We start from the raw sequence: 19,069 nt of genomic DNA on the forward strand, positions 1-19,069 counted from the left end.
GAGCCTGCGGGTGGCTGCCCGAATCCTGCGGGGTCGCCGACCGGTGCGCGCGAGCCTGCGGGTGGCTGCCCGAATCCTGCGGGGTCGCCGACCGGTGCGCGCGAGCCTGCGGGTGGCTGCCGGAATCCTGCGGGGTCGCCGACCGGTCCATGTGGTCCAGCCGGTGGCTGTGCGAATCCTGCTGGGCTGCTACCCGATGCCTGTGGTGCGGGCTGATTGCTGCCCGGTGTGTATCCGGGTGGTTGATCTTGTTCGGGTGCGTGTGCGCTTGCTGGTGGTTGTGCGAATCCTGTTGGGCTGTCCCACTGGCTGCCAACCGGTGCTTGCTGCATCGGCTGGTCGCGGCCGCCGGAATGCGGGCCCACTGGTGGCTGCCCGAATCCCGCCGGGTTCTGCCATTGGTCGCTGCCCGGAGCCTGCGGTGTCGGCTGATTGCTGCCCGGTGTGTATCCGGGTGGTTGATCTTGTTCGGGTGCGTGTGCGCTTGCTGGTGGTTGTGCGAATCCTGTTGGGCTGTCCCACTGGCTGCCAACCGGCGCCTGCGGACGCTGGCCGTATCCGGCCGGGTTCTGCCACGGTTCGCCTACCGGTGCCTGCGCGGGCATCGAAGGTTGGGCATAGCCGGTCGGCGGCTGCGGTGCCGACGTCGGTTGCGCGAAGGCTGCCGGGTTCTGCCATTGCTCGCCGGGGCCTTGTGGCATCGACCGGCCGGGCACGGGTGGCTGCGACTGGTCTCCGGGTCCGGTACCGGTGGCCGCGTCGATCTCCGCCGCCACCCGGTGGCGACCCCTTGCCGCGGACTCCGTCGTTGCATTGCCCGTGGTCGATGGTTGAAAAGCGTTGGGGCCCTGTATCGGGGCCGACATTGCGCCCGGTGATTCCGGGCGCTGGGCGGAAGCGGCTTGCGTCGGTCCGGTGCCGGGAGTTGCTGTGCGGTCGGCCTGCTCGGGTCCTCGCGCCTGTTGTGTCCCGTTCTGCACCCACTGCGCGGGTTCGCCTTGCGAGGACTCGTGCGTTGATCTGCCGTTCACGGCGGTGGCCGACGCGTCGTTGCCCACCGGCTGGTGCGCGGCGAATTCGCCTGGGGGTGGCGGAAGTTCGGGGCGCTCGCCGCTCAACCACGGTGGCGGGCCGTCGGTGCTACGCGGAGCCGACGGCAGCGGTCCGTCATGTCGCGGGGCATCCGGTGCGGGCTGGGCGAGTTCGTCATCGGGCGAGCGTTGTTCGGGTACCGGTGGCGTCGAGGCACTTCCGAATACGATGCCCGCCGCAGGGTCCTCCAAGATGCGCCGGCCCATATTCGGTGCCACGGGCTCGAAGCCGGGACTGCGCTGTTCGGGCGCAGCGGGTCCGTGTGACGGGTCAGCCGCGGTGCTACGCGGGTCCGTGCCCGCGGCTTCGGCGTCGAATCCGGTGCTGCTGAGAGGTTCCGGTCCGGCCAGCCATGGCGGCGGGCCATCGGGTTCCGGCCTCGGCTGCCCTCGGTGATCGCCGGGCGGTGTCGAATGGTCCGCCTGCGCGGCGGGGAGTTCGTCGGTCGCGGCCGGTGCTTGTGCCGTGGATGGATCCGGCGCGGAAGGGGACGGCGGCAGGCCGGGGCGCTGTTGACGGACCGTCGAGTCGGTCGGCTCGGGTGATCCATCGATCGACCTGGCGCCGAGCGGCTGAAAGCCCTCGGACGGCCTGCCCGGGTTACGGGTCGGCAGTGGTGCCGACTGCCACGAGTTACCGTTCTGCGGCTGCTGCGGCTGCTGCGGCTGCTGGCCCGGCGCGGGCAGACTCTGCTGCGGCCACGAGTCGTTTCTGGGATCGTGCTGCGGCGGACCCTGCCGGTTCGGGTCGAGATGTGGCTGCGGACCGCGCTGTGATTCGGGACCGCGCTGATATTCGGGCGCGGTCTGCTGCTCGGGCGGACCTGCGCGCCACGGGTCGGAGGAGCCTGCGGGCAGCTGCTGCTCCTCGCCGTGCTCGTCCTTATCTCTGCGCCAGCCTTTGCGACGCTTGTCCCGGCGCGAGGAATTCGAGTCCGGGCGATCGCTCTCGGGGAAGCGTGACTTGAAACGGCCACGTCGTGGCGTTTCGTCGATCAGTTCTTGGTGTGGCAGGTTCTCTACGGGCGCTTCGTAGCCGACCTCGGTGACTTCGCTCTCGGAGAGCCACGGTGGCAGCATGGGGAGGTTGTCGTTATTACGGCTCACAGCCCCTCCTCGCTGACGCTCGGCTCCGCCGTACCCAAGGATGCTGTGTCTATTGCGCGCTCGATACGCTCGCTCACCACATCCCCCTCGGATCCGCTCGACCGATCGCTGACAACAGCGGCCAGTTTACGCGACGGCCGATGGTCGCTGTGGGGCAGGGACTTCCCCCGGTGGGCGGGTACATCGGGGGCCATTTTTGCCGGATCCGGTACCTCCCGGTAAGCTGGTGCGGCGGTGCACCTATGCGCCGACTGTTTGCATGCCACCGTTCCGTTCGTCGACGGGTTCATACAAGCAGACACAAGGCAATCAAACCAGGTTTGAGCATAAACCAGGATCGCGGAGGACATGGCGAAGAAAGACGGGGCCATCGAGGTCGAGGGTCGAGTTGTCGAGCCGCTGCCCAATGCGATGTTCCGGATCGAGCTCGAGAACGGTCACAAGGTTCTCGCGCACATCAGCGGGAAGATGCGGCAGCACTACATTCGTATCCTCCCCGAGGACCGTGTGGTCGTCGAGCTTTCGCCCTACGACCTGTCGCGTGGCCGCATCGTTTACCGCTACAAGTGATCGCACCCGTGCCCGTCGAGGGTGCGGTACGAACACGCGAGTCGTCAGGCTCGCCCCCCGGAAACTTCCCCAGCCCATCGGCTGGGGAAAAACTGTGTTCACACCTCGTGTGAACCACAAGAAGATTGGACGGACGTGAAGGTTCAGCCAAGCGTCAAGAAGATCTGCGAGAAGTGCAAGGTGATCCGCCGTCACGGGCGGGTCATGGTGATCTGCGACAACCTGCGCCACAAGCAGCGCCAGGGCTGATCTCGGCTCTCGCCGGGATAGCCGAGGTCGTTTTCGATCTCGGTCGATCACCAGCCGTGCGCCGAACCGCAGTTCGGATTGGCACACAAAGAAGCACTCCCAGTTCCAGCAGCACGTTGAGACGTACCGGGCCTTGCCCGGGGCGTGCTGCCTACCCCCGGTTCGGAGGCCGGGGCCCCAACAAGACGCGGGGACGGACAGGGAGCAGACCTCCAACAGTTAAGGAACCTGCCACATGGCACGTCTCATGGGCGTTGATCTTCCGCGCGAAAAGCGCATGGAGATCGCGTTGACTTACATTTTCGGCATTGGCCGTACCCGCTCCAAGGAAATCTTGGCAGCGACCGAGATCAGCCCGGACCTGCGGTCGAAGGACCTCAGCGACGAGCAGGTCACATTGCTGCGCGACTACATCGAGCGGTCGACTCTCAAGGTCGAGGGTGACCTGCGCCGCGAGGTGCAGGCCGATATCCGTCGCAAGATCGAGATCGGCTGCTACCAGGGCATCCGCCACCGTCGTGGCCTGCCCGTGCGTGGCCAGCGCACCAAGACCAACGCGCGCACCCGCAAGGGCCCGAAGCGCACCGTCGCCGGCAAGAAGAAGTAGGGGATAGTCGATGCCTCCGAAGACACGGGCCTCAGGCCCCAAGAAGACCCAGAAGTCGCGTCGCCGGGAAAAGAAGAACATCCCGCACGCGCACGCACACATCAAGAGCACGTTCAACAACACCATCGTGTCGATCACCGACCCGTCGGGCAACGTCATTTCGTGGGCGTCGTCGGGCCACGTCGGCTTCAAGGGTTCGCGCAAGTCGACCCCGTTCGCCGCGCAGCTTGCCGCCGAGAACGCTGCCCGCAAGGCGCAGGAGAACGGCGTCAAGAAGGTCGACGTGTTCGTCAAGGGCCCGGGTTCGGGCCGCGAGACCGCGATCCGCTCGCTGCAGGCCGCAGGCCTGGAAGTCGGCACGATCTCCGATGTCACTCCGCAGCCGCACAACGGCTGCCGTCCGCCCAAGCGGCGTCGCGTCTAAGCGGGAAAGGAACAGATAACAAATGGCACGTTATACAGGCCCCATCACCCGCAAGTCGCGTCGTCTGCGCGTCGACCTCGTCGGAGGCGACCAGGCGTTCGAGCGTCGTCCGTACCCGCCCGGCCAGCACGGGCGCGCGCGGATCAAGGAGAGCGAGTACCTGCTCCAGCTGCAGGAGAAGCAGAAGGCTCGCTTCTCTTACGGCGTCATGGAGAAGCAGTTCAGCCGGTACTACAAGGAGGCCAACCGCCTCAAGGGTAAGACCGGCGACAACCTGCTGCGTCTGCTCGAGTGCCGCCTGGACAACGTCGTGTACCGCGCCGGTCTTGCGCGTACCCGTCGTCAGGCTCGTCAGCTCGTCAGCCACGGCCACCTCACGGTCAACGGCAAGAGCGTGAACGTGCCCAGCTTCCAGGTGACTCAGTACGACATCATCGATGTCAAGGAGAAGTCGCTCAGCACGCTGCCGTTCCAGGTTGCTCGCGAGACCGTCGGAGACCGTCCGGTTCCCGGCTGGCTGCAGGTTATCCCCGGCCGTCTGCGCATCCTGGTCCACCAGGTGCCCGAGCGCGCTCAGATCGATGTGCCGCTGTCCGAACAGCTGATCGTCGAGTACTACTCGAAGTAACAGCTTCAACGCTGCTGGTGTGTGGTCGTTCGCGTCGATGAGACAGGGCGACCGTGCACAACCCCCATAACGTGGGCGTCAAATAGTGGGCGCCCGTACAGGAGGATGATTCCTAATGCTGATTTCCCAGCGTCCGACCCTGACCGAAGAGGTCGTCGCCGAGAACCGCTCGAAGTTCACCATCGAACCACTCGAGCCGGGCTTCGGTTACACCCTCGGTAACTCGCTGCGTCGTACCCTGCTGTCCTCGATCCCGGGGGCCGCGGTCACGAGCATCCGAATCGACGGCGTTCTGCACGAGTTCACCACCGTTCCCGGTGTGAAGGAAGATGTCACCGACATCATCCTGAACCTCAAGGGTCTGGTCGTGTCCTCGGAGGAGGACGAGCCGGTCACGATGTACGTGCGCAAGCAGGGCCCGGGCACCGTCACCGCTGGTGACATCGTGCCGCCTGCCGGTGTTGTCGTGCACAACCCGGATATGCACATCGCCACCCTGAACGACAAGGGCAAGCTGGAGATCGAGCTCGTTGTCGAGCGCGGTCGCGGCTATGTCCCGGCAGTGCAGAACAAGGCGTCCGGCGCGGAAATCGGCCGGATCCCGGTGGATTCGATCTACTCGCCGGTGCTCAAGGTGACCTACAAGGTTGAGGCCACCCGTGTCGAGCAGCGCACCGACTTCGACCGTCTGATCCTGGACGTGGAGACCAAGAACTCCATCACCGCACGGGACGCGCTCGCTTCGGCGGGTAAGACCCTGGTCGAGCTCTTCGGCCTGGCCCGTGAGCTGAACGTCGAGGCCGAAGGCATCGAGATCGGCCCGTCCCCGGCCGAGGCGGATCACATCGCCTCGTTCGGTCTGCCGATCGAGGACCTGGACCTGACCGTCCGGTCCTACAACTGCCTCAAGCGCGAGGGTGTGCACACCGTGGGCGAGCTCGTTGCCCGCACCGAGTCGGACCTGCTGGACATCCGTAACTTCGGCCAGAAGTCCATCGACGAGGTCAAGGTCAAGCTGCACGCGCTCGGCCTCTCGCTCAAGGACAGCCCGGCGTCGTTCGATCCTTCTTCCGTGGTGGGTTATGACGCGAGCACCGGAACGTGGAGCGACAGCGGCACGTTCACTGACACCGACGGTGGCGAGCAGGACTACGCCGAGACCGAACAGCTCTAGGCCGCTGGGGTAGGCACCCCGGCACGGCCTCACACAAGGAGAACAAACAATGCCCAAGCCCAAGAAGGGTGCTCGCTTCGGCGGGTCGGCGTCGCACCAGAAGGCGATCTTCGCCAATCTGGCGACGGCGCTCTTCGAGCACGGTCGTATTTCGACCACCGAGGCCAAGGCCAAGGCGCTGCGCCCCTACGCCGAAAAGCTTGTCACCAAGGCGAAGGGCGGCACTCTCGCCGACCGTCGCGAGGTGCTCAAGGTGATCCGCAACAAGGACGTCGTGCACGAGCTTTTCGCCACGATCGGCCCGTCGTTCGAGGGTCGCGAGGGTGGTTACACCCGTATCACCAAGACGCTGCCCCGTAAGGGTGACAACGCGCCGATGGCGGTGATCGAGCTGGTTCGCGAGAAGACCGTGACCAACGAGGCCGACCGCGCTCGCCGTGTTGCCGCTTCCAAGGTCGAGGCGCCTGTCGCCGAGGTCGTCGAGGTAGAGGCCGAAGAGATCGTCGACGGAACTGCCGAGATCGAGGCCCCGGCCGCCGAAGAGGTCGCTGAGGACAAGAAGGCGGACGACGACAAGGCATGATCCGTGCTCCCCGCATCTGCGGGGATGATCCGGACGCCTGACGTTCGCGTCGGTTTCTCGAACGAGCCCGCCACCCGAATACGGGTCGGCGGGCTCGTTCGCGTCGATCAGGAGATCGTTGTGACGGTGGAGGATTCGGTGGGTTCGATGGCTACATCCGATTCGGTTGAGCCGGTACGTGATTCGCTACAGGTGGCGCAAACGCAGGAACAGTCGGCTCGCGTCCGGCTCGACATCAGCTATGACGGAACCGATTTCACCGGCTGGGCGCGGCAGCCCGGGTTGCGGACTGTGCAGGGCGTGCTGGAGGAGTCGCTGAGCAAGGTGTACCGCGAAACGGTTCAGCTGACCGTCGCGGGCCGCACCGATGCGGGCGTGCACGCCGAAGGCCAGGTCGCGCATTTCGATACGACCGCCGAGTTCGACGGCGGCAGGCTGGTGCATCGGATGGCGCGATTTCTGCCGAAGGACGTGCGTATCAAGGACGCTCGCGTCGTGCCGCCGGAATTCGACGCCAGGTTCTCCGCGATCCGCCGCCATTATGCCTACCGGCTGACCACCGCGCCCTACGGCGTAGACCCACTGTATGCCCGCAGCGTGGTCGCCTGCCGGTCCGGCGTCGATGTCGATGCCATGCGCGAGGCGTCCCGAAAACTCTTGGGCCTGCACAACTTCGCCGCATTCTGCCGCCGCCGTGACGGCGCGACCACGGTGCGCGAACTTCAGCGCTACGACTGGGAGCGCGACGGTGACTCGCTGATCGCCTATGTCAGCGCCGACGCCTTCTGCTGGTCGATGGTCCGCAGTCTGGTCGGCGCCGCGCTGGCAGTGGGGGAGGGGCGGCGCACGCCCGACTGGGTCGGCGGTCTGCTCGACGAAACCGAGCGTTCCAGCTCGGTCACCGTCGCCCCCGCGCACGGCCTGAGTCTGATCGCCGTCGACTATCCAGCCGACGCCGACCTCGCCGCCCGCAATGCTCAGACTCGCGAAATGCGTTCGGCCCCAGCGCCGGACGCGGGTTGCTGTGGCGCGTGATCTGACGCGCGCGTGAAAGAGGTGCTCCCGCACCGCGATTCGACACACGGTGCGGGAGCGAGCGGCGGGTCAGTTGCCGGAACTCGCCTCGATGGTCTTCGGCTGCGATGTGCCGGAGATCTCGATGCGGCGTGGCTTGGCCTTATCCGCGATCGGTACCGTCACCGAAAGCACGCCGTTGTTGTAAGTGGCACTGATCTTGTCGGCGTCGACATTGTCGCCGAGCGACAGCTGGCGCATGAATGTGCCTACGAAGCGCTCGGAGGCGATCCATTGGACGCCCTCTTCGCTAGGTGAGCTGCGTTGCGCGCGCAGTGTGAGTGTGCCGTTATCGACACTGACATCGACCGAACCGGGGTCGACACCGGGCAGGTCGGCGTTGAGTACGTAATGGTCGCCGACCTTGAATAGATCCATCGGCATGAAGCGCGGTGCACGAGTGGTGCCCGTGCCCTCACCCAGCAGTTGGCGGGCGACGGTGTCGATGTCATGGAATGGATCGAATCTCAGCACAGCAATCACCTCCATCTCGATAGCGATGGCGCGCACCACGGGCGGTGAACGCCAGGAGCTGTGCATCCACAAATTTAGCACTCGGACACGGAGAGTGCCAGGCTCGATTCTGTGCGGAATAAGCACTGCGACATCGCTGTTCGCTCTGCGTATGGCTATAGACACCCTCGGACGGTTCGGCGTATGGCGCGGCTACACGGGGTTCACCCCGGAACAGGCGCGGGAGTTGGAGGACCTGGGCTACGGCACGCTATGGCTCGGTGCGTCGCCGCCCGCCGAGTTGGCGGAGGTCGAGCCGCTGCTCGAGGCGACCGAGTCGATCACCGTGGCTTCCAGCATCATCAATATCTGGTCCTCGCCCGCGAAGCAGGCCGCGGAGTCGTTTCACCGGATCGAGGCACGCTTCCCTGGCCGCTTTCTGCTCGGTATCGGCGCGGGGCATCCGGAACACGCCGACGACTACCGCAAGCCCTATGACGCGCTCGTCGAATACCTCGATGAGCTGGAGGAGGCCGGAGTGCCGCAGCGGCGTCTCGCGCTGGCCGCGCTCGGTTCCCGGGTGCTGAAGCTGGCTGCGGATCGCACCTGGGGCGCGCTGCCCTACCTGGTACCGACCGCGCACACCGAGATCGCTCGGCAGGTGATCGGTGCGGACGCATTGCTGGCGACTGAACACAAGGTCGTGCTGGACGCGGATCCCGCGCGTGCGCGTGCCACGGCTCGCCCGCGCGTCGAGTTCTATCTGGATTTGCAGAACTACACCGCGAATCTGCGTCGGCTCGGCTTCACCGACGCCGACCTCACCAAGCCGGGCAGCGACCAGCTCTACGACGGGCTCGTCGCGCACGGCACCGCCGACGCGGTCGCCGACCAGTTGGTTGCGCATCTGCGTGCGGGCGCCGACCACGTGGCGATCCAGGTCCTCGATGATGACGCGCAGCAGACCCTGCGCGCGCTGGCGCCCGTGCTCGCTCAACGTTCCTGAGGCGGAGGGCCTACCCACTGGCTGTGGCGCGATGCCTACCGGGCGCATCGCTCCGATCGTCCTAAGGGACGGTTAGGAAAGCCGCCGGGCGCTTCCCCCGAGGTTGTGACTGGGGACACACTCGCTTCAACGGACGCAATGATGCGTCGTAGAAGGAGATTCGAGTGACTACGACACAGCCAACGGGCGAGCGCCGGGTGGTGGCGAACGTACTGCGCGGTTCGATCGGCAACCTGGTCGAATGGTACGACTGGTATGTCTACGCGGCATTCAGCGTGTACTTCGCGAAGGCATTCTTCCCCGAGGGTGATCCCACCGCGCAATTGTTGTCCACGGCCGCGGTCTTCGCGGTCGGCTTCCTGATGCGCCCGATCGGCGGCTGGGCGCTCGGGCGGTATGCCGACCGATTCGGCCGCCGCTCCGCGCTCACGCTTTCGGTGACGGTGATGGCCGCGGGTTCGCTGCTGATCGCGGTAACCCCCAACTTCCAGACCATCGGGATCGCCGCGCCGGTGATTCTGCTGCTCGCCCGGCTCTTGCAGGGCCTCTCGGTCGGTGGCGAATACGCCACCAGCGCGACGTATCTGTCCGAGGTCGCCTCGGCGGGAAAGCGCGGGTTCTATTCGAGCTTCCAGTACGTGACCCTTGTCGCGGGGCAGCTCGTCGCGCTCGGCGTGCAGATCGTGCTGTTGCAGGTGCTCAGCACCGCAGAGATGAACAGCTGGGGCTGGCGGATTCCGTTCCTGATCGGTGCGGGCGGCGCGATCGTTGTCATGCTGCTGCGGCGCGGCATGGACGAGTCGGAATCCTTCCGTGCCGAGACCGCGAGTGCCGCGAAGTCCGGTTCCTCGCGTGGTTCGCTGCGCGTGCTGTTGCAGTACCCGCGCGAATGCCTGCTCGTTGTCGGCCTGACACTCGGCGGCACGGTGGCTTTCTACACCTACACCACCTACATGCAGAAGTTCATGATCAATACCTCCGGCATCTCGAAGCCGACGGTGGCCTGGATCAACTTCATCGCGCTGTTGGTGTTCGTGGTGCTTCAGCCGGTCGCGGGTGCGCTGTCCGACCGGATCGGCAGGCGCAAGCTGCTGATCTTCTTCGGTGTCAGCGGCACCATCATGACGGTGCCGCTGATGACGGTGCTCGCGCACACCAGCAATCCGATCGCGGCGTTCGGTCTGATGATGGTGGCCCTGCTGATCATCACCGGCTACACCTCGATCAATGCGATCGTGAAGGCGGAGCTGTTCCCGACCAAGATCCGAGCGTTGGGCGTCGGGCTGCCGTACGCGCTGACGGTCGCCATCTTCGGTGGCACCGCGGAGATGATCGCGCTCGCGCTGAAGAAGGGCGGCCACGAGTCGCTGTACTTCTGGTACGTCGCAGGCTGCATCGCTATCTCGCTGATCACGTACTACTTCATGCGTGAGACGTTGACGGGGTCGACCATCGACGCTGAGGCGCGGGCGGCGGACACTGTCGCGGATGCGGAACAGGAACTCGCGCGATCGCGGGCCTGACCGCTGTGCTCGACGATGTTGCGCGCGCACGCGCCGATCGCCCCCTGTGGGAGGATCGGCGCGTGCGGCTTGCGGTGGTCGAGGACGACGACGGTGTTGGCGACGCCCTGGTAGAGGCGCTCAATGCCCGTGGCTACCGTGCCGAGCGGATACGAAGGGGCGCGGATCTGCTGATCGCGCACCGTGGCTACGACGCGGTGATTCTCGATCTCGGCCTGCCCGACGCCGACGGGTTGCAGGTGCTGCGGCAGTTGCGCGAGGTGAGTGCGATACCGGTGCTGATCCTGACCGCGCGCAGCGACGAACGTTCCATCGTGCGCGGGCTGCGCGGCGGCGCCGACGACTATCTGGTGAAGCCACCGCGCATCGCGGAGCTGATGGCCAGGCTGGAGACGGTCATGCGCCGCGCGGCGGTCGCGGCGCAGCCGACGCGGGCCGACGTGGTGACCGGTGACGTGCGGGTGGATCTCGCCGCGCGGGTGGTCGAGGTCGCGGGGACGCCGATCGCGTTGACGCAGAAGGAGTTCGAATTGGTGGAGGTGCTCGTCGAGCGGCCGGGCGCCGCGGTGAGCCGCCAGCAATTGATGGACAGGATCTGGGGCGACGCGTTCGTCGCGGTGTCGCGGTCGCTGGATGTGCACATGACCGGGCTGCGCGCGAAGCTGGCGCGGCCGGGACTGATCACCACCATCCGTGGTTACGGCTACCGGTGGGGACAATGAGCGTGGAGCCGGGATGCGCCGACGGCTACTGATCGCGTTGACGGTGTTCGCGGCGCTGGCGGCCATCGCATTCGCGGTGCCGCTGTCGCTGACCTACGCCACCAGCCGTACCCAGGAGTTGGTGCTCGGCCGTTCCGGTGACGCCGATCGCTTCGCCACCCTCGCCGATGCGGCCGTCGCGGACGGGGATGTCCGTGCGCTGGCCGAGGAGGTCGGGCGCTACCACGATCTGTACGGGGAGCACGTGCTCGTCGTCGACGCGCGCGGCGCCCCGACGGTCAACGCGGCCGTGGACATCGGTAATGCCGACATCGTCGCGGCGGTGGCAGCGGCGCGGCGCAACCAGCGGCCACAGCCGATCGATCGGCTGACGCCGTGGGGCCCGCCGACGATGCTGGTCGCGCGGCCGGTCGGGACCGGGGTACAGGTCAATGGCGCCGTGGTGATCGAGGCATCCACCGCGCGCGCCCGTGCCGACATCGCGCAGGCGTGGGCGGTGATGGCGGCGGGAGCTGTCGTGGCCATGGTGGTGTTCACGCTGCTGGCCTTGACCCTGAGTCGCTGGGTGCTGCGCCCGCTCGCGGCGCTGTCGCACGCGGTCGCGGATTTGACCGCGACACTGCCGAAACCGCGCAGAGCCGCCGCCGCGCCGTCGATCGCCCGCCACCACGGCGGACCGCCGGAGATGCGGGCCGTCGCGGAATCGTTCGACGCGATGGCGCTCGCCGTCGCCGACTCCGCCGACGCCCAACGCCAACTCGTCGCCGACACCGCCCACGCGATGCGCAACCCACTGGCCGCCTTGACGATTCGCCTGGATTCGCTGGAGCCGTCCATTCCCGCGAGCGCGAGCGCGACCTTCCACCGCGCGAGCGCGGAGGTCGAACGCCTGACCGCGCTGCTCGACGGACTACTCGACCTGGCCGTTGCCGAGACACCCGCCGCCTTCGAGGCCGCACGCACCTCGGTGGGCACCGAAAACCACTGCGACGCGGAACAAGTAGTCGCCGATCGGATCGACGCCTGGTATTCGGCGTTCGAAAGCGCGGGCATGCAACTGAGTGTCGCACCGTCCGTCGAGCCGGCCGCCGGCGACAGCCCGTGGGGTGCTCGGAACGCCGCTGCCGGTGACGGCCCGCGGGCCGGGCGCAACGATGCTGCCGGCGACGGCTCGCGGGTCGCCGGAGACAACTCCGTCGGTGACGGCTTGCGGGGTGCTCGCAACAACACCGACGTCGCGGTTTCCGCCGACATTCTCGCGCAAATACTCGATGTGCCTCTGAGTAATTCGTGCCGCTACGCGGGTATCGGTGCGCACACGACCATTACCGTCGATACCGCGCCGGGCTGGGTGACGGTGATCGTTCGCGATGACGGCACCGGCGTCGCCCCCGAGGAAATCGACCAACTCACCACCCGCTTCTATCGTGGCGCGGCGGCACCCGCGGGCGGCTCGGGTCTCGGGCTCCCGATCGCCGCCGCGCTGACCCAGTCCCGCGGTGGCACGTTGACTGTCGAACCCGTAGACCCGCACGGCCTTGCGATCAGTATTCGATTGCCGACGGTGGCGGGGCGATGATGCGGCGGCTGAACTTTCTCGTGTTTGGTTCTTTCGGCGCTGTAGTGGGGCGATGATGCGGCGGCTGAACTTGTTCGTGCGGGGTACTTCCGGCGCTGTGGTGGAGCGGTGATGCGGCGGCGGAAGTTCTTGGCGCTGGCGGCTTTCAGTGCTGTGGCGGGGGTTTCTGGGTGCTCGGCGGATGGCGAAGGTATTCGGGTTCGGCTGGCCTCCGGTGAGGTCGGCGGCCTCTATCATGCGTTCGCGCAGCTCCTTTCGGCTGTCGCGGAGCGGGAGAGCGGGGTGCGGATCGACCCGGTGACGACCTCGGGGTCGCAGGAGAATCTGGCACTGCTCGCCGCGGGGCAAGTGGATGCCGCACTGGCGCTGTCGGATTCGTTGGGGGAGAGCGACAGGGTGCTCGCCCTCGGGCGGGTCTACGAGAACTATCTGCAGCTCGCGGTGCACGCGGACAGTCCGATTCGTCGCGTCGCGGACCTGCGCGGCACTCGGGTGAATCTCGGCGCCGCTGGTTCCGGTGCGGCCGTCACCGGCGAGCGGCTGCTGTGGGCCGCGGGCGTGGATCCTGCGGTGGACGTGGTGATCGCGCATCGGCCGTTGCGAGAAGCGGTGGCGGCGTTGGAGTCCGGAGACATCGACGCACTGTTGTGGGCGGGCGGCGTGCCCACCGGCGCGCTGGAGGTGCCACGGCGGCTGCGCCTGATCGACCTCGGTGAGTTAGCGGTGCCGATGCGGGAGCGATTCGGCTACCTCTATGACCGCGTCGAGATTCCCGCCGACGCCTATCCCGGCGGCCCCGCGGTGCGCACGGTCGGTGTGGCGAACCTCCTGCTTGCCGCGCCGTCCTTACCCGACGAGGCCGCTGCCGCGATCGTTGATCTGCTGGTATCGCACGCCGACGCATTGGTCCCCGCCGAGGCGGCGGGCACCCAATTCCTGGATGCCCGCTCGCTGATCGGCACTGGCTCAGTACCACTGCACCCAGGTGCGGTGTCGGTATACCGACGCAGACACGGCTGAGATCCGGTAGACGAATCGCGTAGCTCAGCGCCGAGTTCAGTACTGACGGTCTTGCTCATCGCCGTCGCGGGGAGACCGTCACGCGCATGTGTTCGGCGACTCCGCCGAAGTACGGCTCGCGGCGGCGACCCTTACCGATCCTCGATGGCCCCGCGGTGCTCGAGGAGCCCCGGACCGCGTGAAAATGCGACCTGGCTGGTGGATCAGGAGCGGACCAGGCGGGCGATGGCGTCGGTGGCCTCTTTGATCTTGGCGTCGGCCTCGGGGCCGCCGGCGACCGCCGCATCGACAACACAGTGGCTGATGTGATCCTCGAGCAGGCCCATCGCGACCGCTTGTAGCGCCTTGGTCATCGCGGAGACCTGGGTGAGGATGTCGATGCAGTATTTTTCTTCCTCGACCATGCGCTGTAGTCCGCGGGCCTGGCCCTCGATCCGGCGCAGCCGCTTGAGGTAGTCGTCCTTGGCCGTGATGTAGCCATGGCCGGCGTGGTCGGGTGCGGCATGATCCTGGGTGGCCGCGGCGTCCTGCGGCGGTGTGGGTGTCACCGGCTGTCTCCTCGCTGCCCGCCGGATCTCCGGCTGATCGATTAATACCCCCCTAGGGTACAATGAATCGAGTGACTTGTCAGGTCAGCGCGGAGCCGGGTACTTCGGGCTCCGGCGCGACGGACCGATGCCCGCCGAGTCCGATGACCCGGTGGATGTGGACCCTTCCGGTCGGTGCGCGAGGCGGGGCGGGAGAATCATGTGCATGAGTTCGCATGCCAGGCCCTCGATCGCCGTCATCGGTGGTAGCGGCTTCTACGATTTCTTCGACGACGAGGCGACCACCGTCGAGGTCGACACCCCCTACGGTAAGCCGAGCGCGCCGATCGCGGTCGGCGAGGTCGAAGGCAGGCCGGTGGCCTTCCTGCCGCGCCACGGCAAGCGGCACGAGTTCGCGCCGCACACGCTGCCGTATCAAGCCAATATGTGGGCGTTGCGCGCGCTCGGCGTGCGGCGGATCTTCGCGCCGTGCGCGGTGGGCAGCCTGCGCGCGGACTGGGGGCCGGGCACCGTCGCGGTACCCGATCAGCTGGTGGACCGCACCTCGGCTCGCCCGCAGACCTACTTCGACGGTGGCGGCGTGCATGTCTCCTTCGCCGACCCGTACTGCGAGGAACTACGCGCCGCCGCAACGAAATCCGCGACCGATGAGCTGCCGATGAAGTCCTCCGGCACCATGGTGGTCGTGCAGGGCCCGCGATTTTCCACCAGGGCCGAGAGTCGCTGGTTCGCCGCCCAGGGCTGGGAGCTGGTGAACATGACCGGCCACCCCGAGGCCGTACTCGCTCGCGAACTGGAAATGTGCTACGCCGCAGTCGCTTTGGTGACCGACCTGGATGCGGGCGTGGAGGCGGGCGGCGGCGTGCACGCCACCGATGTCTTCGCCGAATTCAAGAAGAACCTCGGCCCATTCAAGGCGCTGATCCGCCGCTCGGTCTCAGCCGTCGCCAAGACCGACACCTGCGCGAAGTGCGCTGTGCACGCAGGGGTTTCGCTCCCGTTCGAACTGCCCTGATCTTCTGAACTGCGCTGGACCGTCGAACTGCGCTGGGTCGTCGAATTGTGCTGGGTCACCGGCAGAGTCGAGGCGGAGTGGGCCGAGGGGGCCCGCTCACGCTCAGGCTGTGGGGTCTACGAAGGCGGCCGCGTGGGCGCGCGCCCACTGCTCGAAGGTGTGTGGGTCGCGGCCGGTCACTTCGCGCACGGTGTCGTGGATTCGGGATTCGTCCAGCGTCCCGTCGACGAAGAAGCTGATGAACGCCTCGACGTACTCGGCCGGCATACTCGCCTCCAGTTCCGCCCGCGTCTCCTCGTTCGTCAGGTTCTGGCAGACCAGCGGACGGCCGAGCACCTCGGCGAGCACCGCGACCTGATCGGCGGGCAGCAACGCCTGTGGCCCGGTCAGTTCGAGAATTCGGCCATCGAGCCCGCCTGTGGTGAGTGCGACGGCGGCGACCGCCGCGATATCGGCAGGATCGATCGCGGCGACCCGAACCCCGGAGAACTGGGCCCGCACCACCTCACCGATCGCCAACTGCGGTAGCCAGCGCATCGCGTTCGACATGAACGAGCGCGGCCGCAGAAATGTCCACGCGAGCCCGGATTCCCGCACGTCCCGCTCGGACTGCGTCATGTACCTGGAGACCGCATTGTCCATATCCTCCAGCGCCGCGGAACCGCCCGACAACAAGGCAACCCGTTGCACCCCGGCCTTTTTCGCACGTGCGAGCAGATCGGGCATACCCGCGTAGCCCGGCATCAGAAACAGGCCGTCGACGCCGTCGAGCGCCTCGGCCAAGGTCTCCGGCCGATTCAGGTCTCCCGAAGCGCCTTCGACACCGGCAGGCAGCTCGGCGCGGTGCTCATCACGCAGCAGCGCACGCACCCGAGCCCCGGCATCACTCAGCTGCGCAACCAACTCGCTGCCGATGTTCCCGGTCGCACCGGTCACCAGAATCATTGTGCCTCCTGCGGCTCGAGATCGTCCCGATGAACATAGGTCAGTGCGGCCTTACCCCGCGCCCGCAGTCGCCGAGGAAGTCCTCGGCCGCGATCGGCCGCACCGTGCCGACCGAGTTTGCCATAGACGCGCGGCCGAGGTGGCGGCACGGATAGTTGCTGGGCGAGATGACTGGATGGCAATGAGGGCACGATGTTTGAGCCGCCGGTGTGCGAATTCTGCCGTCTACCTGTGCCGGAATCCGCTGGCGCGGCTGGTTGCTGCCGGGCTTCCCGTCCTTGGGAGAACACTCGCGGGATTTTGTGTCAGTATGTCTGAGAAAGTACGACAAGGATCGGCGGAAGCAGACTGTGAGCGACCAGAAAAACGGCAACCCGGACGACGCCAACGAAGACAACAAGACACCGGACGTCGGTTTCAGTCTGCCTTCCGACGGCCCGGACGATGCTGCCGAGCTGGGCGAAGAGAACGCTGCCGCGGGCGAAGAGAACGCTGCCGACAGTCGAGATCGGGTGTTGGCGCGGCAGATTGCCGACGCGCTGGGTGAAGCCGGTCCCGCCGGTTGGCAGCAGCTCGACGCGGTGTTCGTGCTGACAACCGCGACCGGGGTCGCCGAGGTCGTCTACACCGATAGCGGCCGGTCGATGCGGTCCGAGCCGTCCGCACCGGTGTTGGAGCAGGCGCGCGCGCACCGGGCGCTGGTCGCGGAGCTGGACGGCGAACCGTGGTGGCGTCTGCTTATCCGGTTGAGTTCGGAGGGTGAGTTCGAGGTCGACTACGACTTCGGCGACGAGCCGTTCCCGGAAGGGCAGCTGTTCGACCCTGAGGCCTATCGCGCCGACCTGGAAGAGTTCCCGCGCGAAACGTTGCCGGTGTGGCTGGCGGCGTACATCGGTCACGCCAATCGCCAGACCCGGACGCCGCAGGAGGCCGCCGTCGCCGCGCGGGCGGACAAGGCCGCGAAGGTGTGGCCGGTGTTGGCGGAGAACGAGTTCCCGGACTTTCCGGAGATGTGGGCGCGGTGGGCATGTGTCGCCGCCGCGTTCGTGGCCGCCGGTTCCGACTGGGGTCCGCGGGTGTTGCCGTCGATGGGGTGGTTCGAGAGTTCGCGGCGTGGCGGTTCCACGCTGTACTCCCTGCCCAACGGCAAAGCCGTGTTGTCAGGTGGAGTGTGGGAGGCGCCGAATTTGGACGCCGCTTACAACGACGGTGCCGCGATGCCGAAGTTCTTCGCCGGTGCGCCGGAATGGGTTGCCAACCCGGTGTTGAACCCGCGTGCGGCGACCGGACTGATGTCGTTCGTCTATTGGTGGGAGGGTGGTCGCTGGTACCGGGGTGAATCTCCGGCTGCGGAGGGGTGCGCTACCGCTGTGCCAGGGGTGTGGACCGCGAACACGGTGGTCGGTATTGTTGCGGGACTGGCCGCACAACCACCGAGTGCCGAACAGCGTTCCGCCGCAGCGGCTCTGGTGTCGGCTGCCGAGGTCGGTGTGGTCACCAGGGAGACCGTGGAGAACCTGTTCCCCGACAACGGGCGGTTCGATCTCGACGGTGCGATGTACCAGCTGACGTTGGCGGGTGTTGTCGCTTCGCTGCCGGAGCAGATGCCGGAGGAAGAGGCCATCTTCCGAGTGCGCGCCTACGTCGAGGGACGTGGTCTGGACACCTCCGGGTATCCGTTGGACCAACTGACCGCCGACCGGTTCAGCTGCGGCTGGATGGTGTACGTGCCGGTGCCGCGTGGCGAGATCTCGATCGGCCGCGCCATCTTCTACATCGCCGACGACGGTGTACTGGAGCACTCGTCCTCGTCGGTCGCGCCGACCACGTTTGTGAAGAGTTTCGAGCAGCGCTTCCAGGAGCGTCAGGGAGCATCGGCCTGACGCAGGAGTCGGCTGAGCGGGTTGAGTGATTTGAGGATGGCATGGCTGAGGACAGGTTGAAGGTCGAATCCGCCAAGATGCGCGAACTGTCGGGCGATTTGACCGAACTCGCGGGCAAGATCCGCACGGTGATGGCTAACTTGAAAGACGATACGGAGCCACTCATGGCGCGGCCCGTTGCCGGGACCCATGAGCCGGGCAAGGCTTTCAAAGAGGATTACGACAAGCAATACGATTCCATTGAGAGTGTCGGCGAATCCTACGTGAAGATCTTGGAAGGCGATTTCGCCACCAATTTCGACGATGGTGCAAAACTGCTCGACAAGATGGAAGGCAAGAATGAAGAAGAGATCCGCAAAATCATGAGGGGATATAAGGCGTGAGCGCCGCTGATGAGGAACTATTGGCGGATATGCTGAAAACCATTCAGTCGAATATGATGTCGCTTCGGGACGCGCACGAACAGCGCGCCCGACTCACCGCGATCGGAACGGCCGCGAACAAGCGCGTAACTGTCGTACTGAATGCGGACGGCGTCGTCATCGAGACGCGGATGGCCGACGATATCGACGAACTTTCCCCTGCGGAGCTCGCCAAGGCGGTGACCACGGCCGCGCAGCAGGCATTTGCCGAAATCAAGCGCAAGACCGAGGAATTGGTCGCGCCGATGCAGGAACGCAACGCGGGCATGCCGACACTCTCCGAGTTGCTCCCTGGTATTCCGGACGAGCTGACCAGCCTTCCCACCCACATCGAGGCGTCGACCGCGCCACTGGCTTCGGCCGAGCGCGAGGAGCCCGACGCCGAGCGTAACGGCACCCGCCGCGCCGGACCGGGGGTCACCGAACCTGGCTGGTAGGGGTCGGTT

Annotated in this window: 21 protein-coding genes and 1 pseudogene; 17 read left to right on the plus strand and 5 right to left on the minus strand. The window is 66.5% G+C overall.

The window, feature by feature from the left end:
* Window positions 1-2,198 (minus strand): annotated as a pseudogene (locus tag ACLMAJ_RS06150) (hypothetical protein); the annotation flags it as partial.
* Between the two features lie 348 nt (window positions 2,199-2,546).
* On the opposite strand from ACLMAJ_RS06150, the gene infA reads away from it, so the two are divergent.
* The 8 genes from infA to truA all read left to right on the plus strand — a co-directional run bounded on the left by infA (window position 2,547) and on the right by truA (window position 7,468).
* Window positions 2,547-2,768: a translation initiation factor IF-1 gene (gene infA, locus ACLMAJ_RS06155; protein ID WP_003418601.1), complete on the plus strand. Its 222-nt coding sequence runs from the start codon at window positions 2,547-2,549 to the stop codon at window positions 2,766-2,768.
* A gap of 135 nt (window positions 2,769-2,903) precedes the next feature.
* A complete protein-coding gene (rpmJ, locus tag ACLMAJ_RS06160; protein WP_011207363.1) occupies window positions 2,904-3,017 on the plus strand; it encodes a 50S ribosomal protein L36 in 114 nt (37 codons plus the stop codon).
* A 235-nt stretch (window positions 3,018-3,252) separates the two neighbouring features.
* On the plus strand, window positions 3,253-3,624 hold the full coding sequence (gene rpsM, locus ACLMAJ_RS06165; RefSeq protein WP_412012531.1) for a 30S ribosomal protein S13: 372 nt from the start codon (window positions 3,253-3,255) through the stop codon (window positions 3,622-3,624).
* Window positions 3,625-3,634: 10 nt separating this feature from the next.
* Window positions 3,635-4,048 (plus strand): 30S ribosomal protein S11, encoded by a 414-nt coding sequence (gene rpsK / locus ACLMAJ_RS06170; RefSeq protein ID WP_412012532.1) that lies wholly within the window; start codon window positions 3,635-3,637, stop codon window positions 4,046-4,048.
* Window positions 4,049-4,070: 22 nt separating this feature from the next.
* On the plus strand, window positions 4,071-4,676 hold the full coding sequence (gene rpsD, locus ACLMAJ_RS06175; RefSeq protein ID WP_412012533.1) for a 30S ribosomal protein S4: 606 nt from the start codon (window positions 4,071-4,073) through the stop codon (window positions 4,674-4,676).
* Between the two features lie 115 nt (window positions 4,677-4,791).
* The gene (locus ACLMAJ_RS06180) at window positions 4,792-5,850 is read left to right on the plus strand and encodes a DNA-directed RNA polymerase subunit alpha (protein ID WP_412012534.1); all 1,059 of its coding nucleotides are present in this window, start codon (window positions 4,792-4,794) and stop codon (window positions 5,848-5,850) included.
* A 49-nt stretch (window positions 5,851-5,899) separates the two neighbouring features.
* Entirely contained in the window at window positions 5,900-6,433 is a 534-nt protein-coding gene (gene rplQ, locus ACLMAJ_RS06185) for a 50S ribosomal protein L17 (protein WP_412012535.1), read from the plus strand.
* Between the two features lie 147 nt (window positions 6,434-6,580).
* Window positions 6,581-7,468, plus strand: coding sequence for a tRNA pseudouridine(38-40) synthase TruA (gene truA / locus ACLMAJ_RS06190; RefSeq protein ID WP_412012536.1), 888 nt, complete (start codon window positions 6,581-6,583; stop codon window positions 7,466-7,468).
* A 69-nt stretch (window positions 7,469-7,537) separates the two neighbouring features.
* Here the strand turns inward: truA and ACLMAJ_RS06195 are convergent, their stop codons facing one another.
* Window positions 7,538-7,981, minus strand: a complete 444-nt coding sequence (locus tag ACLMAJ_RS06195) for an Hsp20/alpha crystallin family protein (protein WP_412012537.1) — start codon at window positions 7,979-7,981, stop codon at window positions 7,538-7,540.
* Between the two features lie 151 nt (window positions 7,982-8,132).
* Between ACLMAJ_RS06195 and ACLMAJ_RS06200 the strand changes: the two genes are divergently transcribed.
* From ACLMAJ_RS06200 to ACLMAJ_RS06220, 5 genes are all read left to right on the plus strand, one after another.
* Window positions 8,133-8,966, plus strand: a complete 834-nt coding sequence (locus tag ACLMAJ_RS06200) for an LLM class F420-dependent oxidoreductase (protein WP_412012538.1) — start codon at window positions 8,133-8,135, stop codon at window positions 8,964-8,966.
* A gap of 164 nt (window positions 8,967-9,130) precedes the next feature.
* Window positions 9,131-10,489 (plus strand): MFS transporter, encoded by a 1,359-nt coding sequence (locus ACLMAJ_RS06205; RefSeq protein WP_412012539.1) that lies wholly within the window; start codon window positions 9,131-9,133, stop codon window positions 10,487-10,489.
* Window positions 10,490-10,551: 62 nt separating this feature from the next.
* Window positions 10,552-11,211, plus strand: a complete 660-nt coding sequence (locus ACLMAJ_RS06210; protein ID WP_412012540.1) for a response regulator transcription factor — start codon at window positions 10,552-10,554, stop codon at window positions 11,209-11,211.
* A gap of 13 nt (window positions 11,212-11,224) precedes the next feature.
* Window positions 11,225-12,790, plus strand: coding sequence for a sensor histidine kinase (locus ACLMAJ_RS06215; RefSeq protein ID WP_412012541.1), 1,566 nt, complete (start codon window positions 11,225-11,227; stop codon window positions 12,788-12,790).
* Between the two features lie 111 nt (window positions 12,791-12,901).
* On the plus strand, window positions 12,902-13,810 hold the full coding sequence (locus tag ACLMAJ_RS06220) for a TAXI family TRAP transporter solute-binding subunit (protein WP_412012542.1): 909 nt from the start codon (window positions 12,902-12,904) through the stop codon (window positions 13,808-13,810).
* A gap of 203 nt (window positions 13,811-14,013) precedes the next feature.
* Here ACLMAJ_RS06220 and ACLMAJ_RS06225 read toward each other — a convergent pair whose 3' ends face one another.
* A complete protein-coding gene (locus tag ACLMAJ_RS06225; RefSeq protein WP_412012543.1) occupies window positions 14,014-14,358 on the minus strand; it encodes a metal-sensitive transcriptional regulator in 345 nt (114 codons plus the stop codon).
* 205 nt (window positions 14,359-14,563) lie between these two features.
* Between ACLMAJ_RS06225 and ACLMAJ_RS06230 the strand changes: the two genes are divergently transcribed.
* Window positions 14,564-15,373, plus strand: a complete 810-nt coding sequence (locus tag ACLMAJ_RS06230) for an S-methyl-5'-thioadenosine phosphorylase (protein ID WP_412012544.1) — start codon at window positions 14,564-14,566, stop codon at window positions 15,371-15,373.
* A gap of 102 nt (window positions 15,374-15,475) precedes the next feature.
* On the opposite strand, the gene ACLMAJ_RS06235 is transcribed toward ACLMAJ_RS06230, so the two are convergent.
* Together ACLMAJ_RS06235 and ACLMAJ_RS06240 are read right to left on the minus strand one after the other, a co-directional pair.
* On the minus strand, window positions 15,476-16,318 hold the full coding sequence (locus ACLMAJ_RS06235) for an NAD(P)H-binding protein (RefSeq protein WP_412012545.1): 843 nt from the start codon (window positions 16,316-16,318) through the stop codon (window positions 15,476-15,478).
* A complete protein-coding gene (locus ACLMAJ_RS06240; RefSeq protein WP_412012546.1) occupies window positions 16,315-16,500 on the minus strand; it encodes a hypothetical protein in 186 nt (61 codons plus the stop codon). The genes ACLMAJ_RS06235 and ACLMAJ_RS06240 overlap by 4 nt, the downstream gene beginning before the upstream one ends.
* Window positions 16,501-16,668: 168 nt before the next feature.
* On the opposite strand from ACLMAJ_RS06240, the gene ACLMAJ_RS06245 reads away from it, so the two are divergent.
* The 3 genes from ACLMAJ_RS06245 to ACLMAJ_RS06255 are packed head-to-tail and all read left to right on the plus strand — an operon-like array spanning window position 16,669 to window position 19,060.
* Window positions 16,669-18,201, plus strand: a complete 1,533-nt coding sequence (locus ACLMAJ_RS06245) for a hypothetical protein (protein WP_412012547.1) — start codon at window positions 16,669-16,671, stop codon at window positions 18,199-18,201.
* Window positions 18,202-18,242: 41 nt separating this feature from the next.
* The gene (locus ACLMAJ_RS06250; protein WP_412012548.1) at window positions 18,243-18,584 is read left to right on the plus strand and encodes a hypothetical protein; all 342 of its coding nucleotides are present in this window, start codon (window positions 18,243-18,245) and stop codon (window positions 18,582-18,584) included.
* Entirely contained in the window at window positions 18,581-19,060 is a 480-nt protein-coding gene (locus tag ACLMAJ_RS06255) for a YbaB/EbfC family nucleoid-associated protein (protein ID WP_412012549.1), read from the plus strand. Before ACLMAJ_RS06250 ends, ACLMAJ_RS06255 begins: the two co-directional genes overlap by 4 nt.
* Window positions 19,061-19,069: the final 9 nt, after the last annotated feature.

Origin of the sequence: Nocardia arseniciresistens (assembly GCF_046764875.1) — a bacterium.
GTDB lineage: Bacteria > Actinomycetota > Actinomycetes > Mycobacteriales > Mycobacteriaceae > Nocardia > Nocardia arseniciresistens.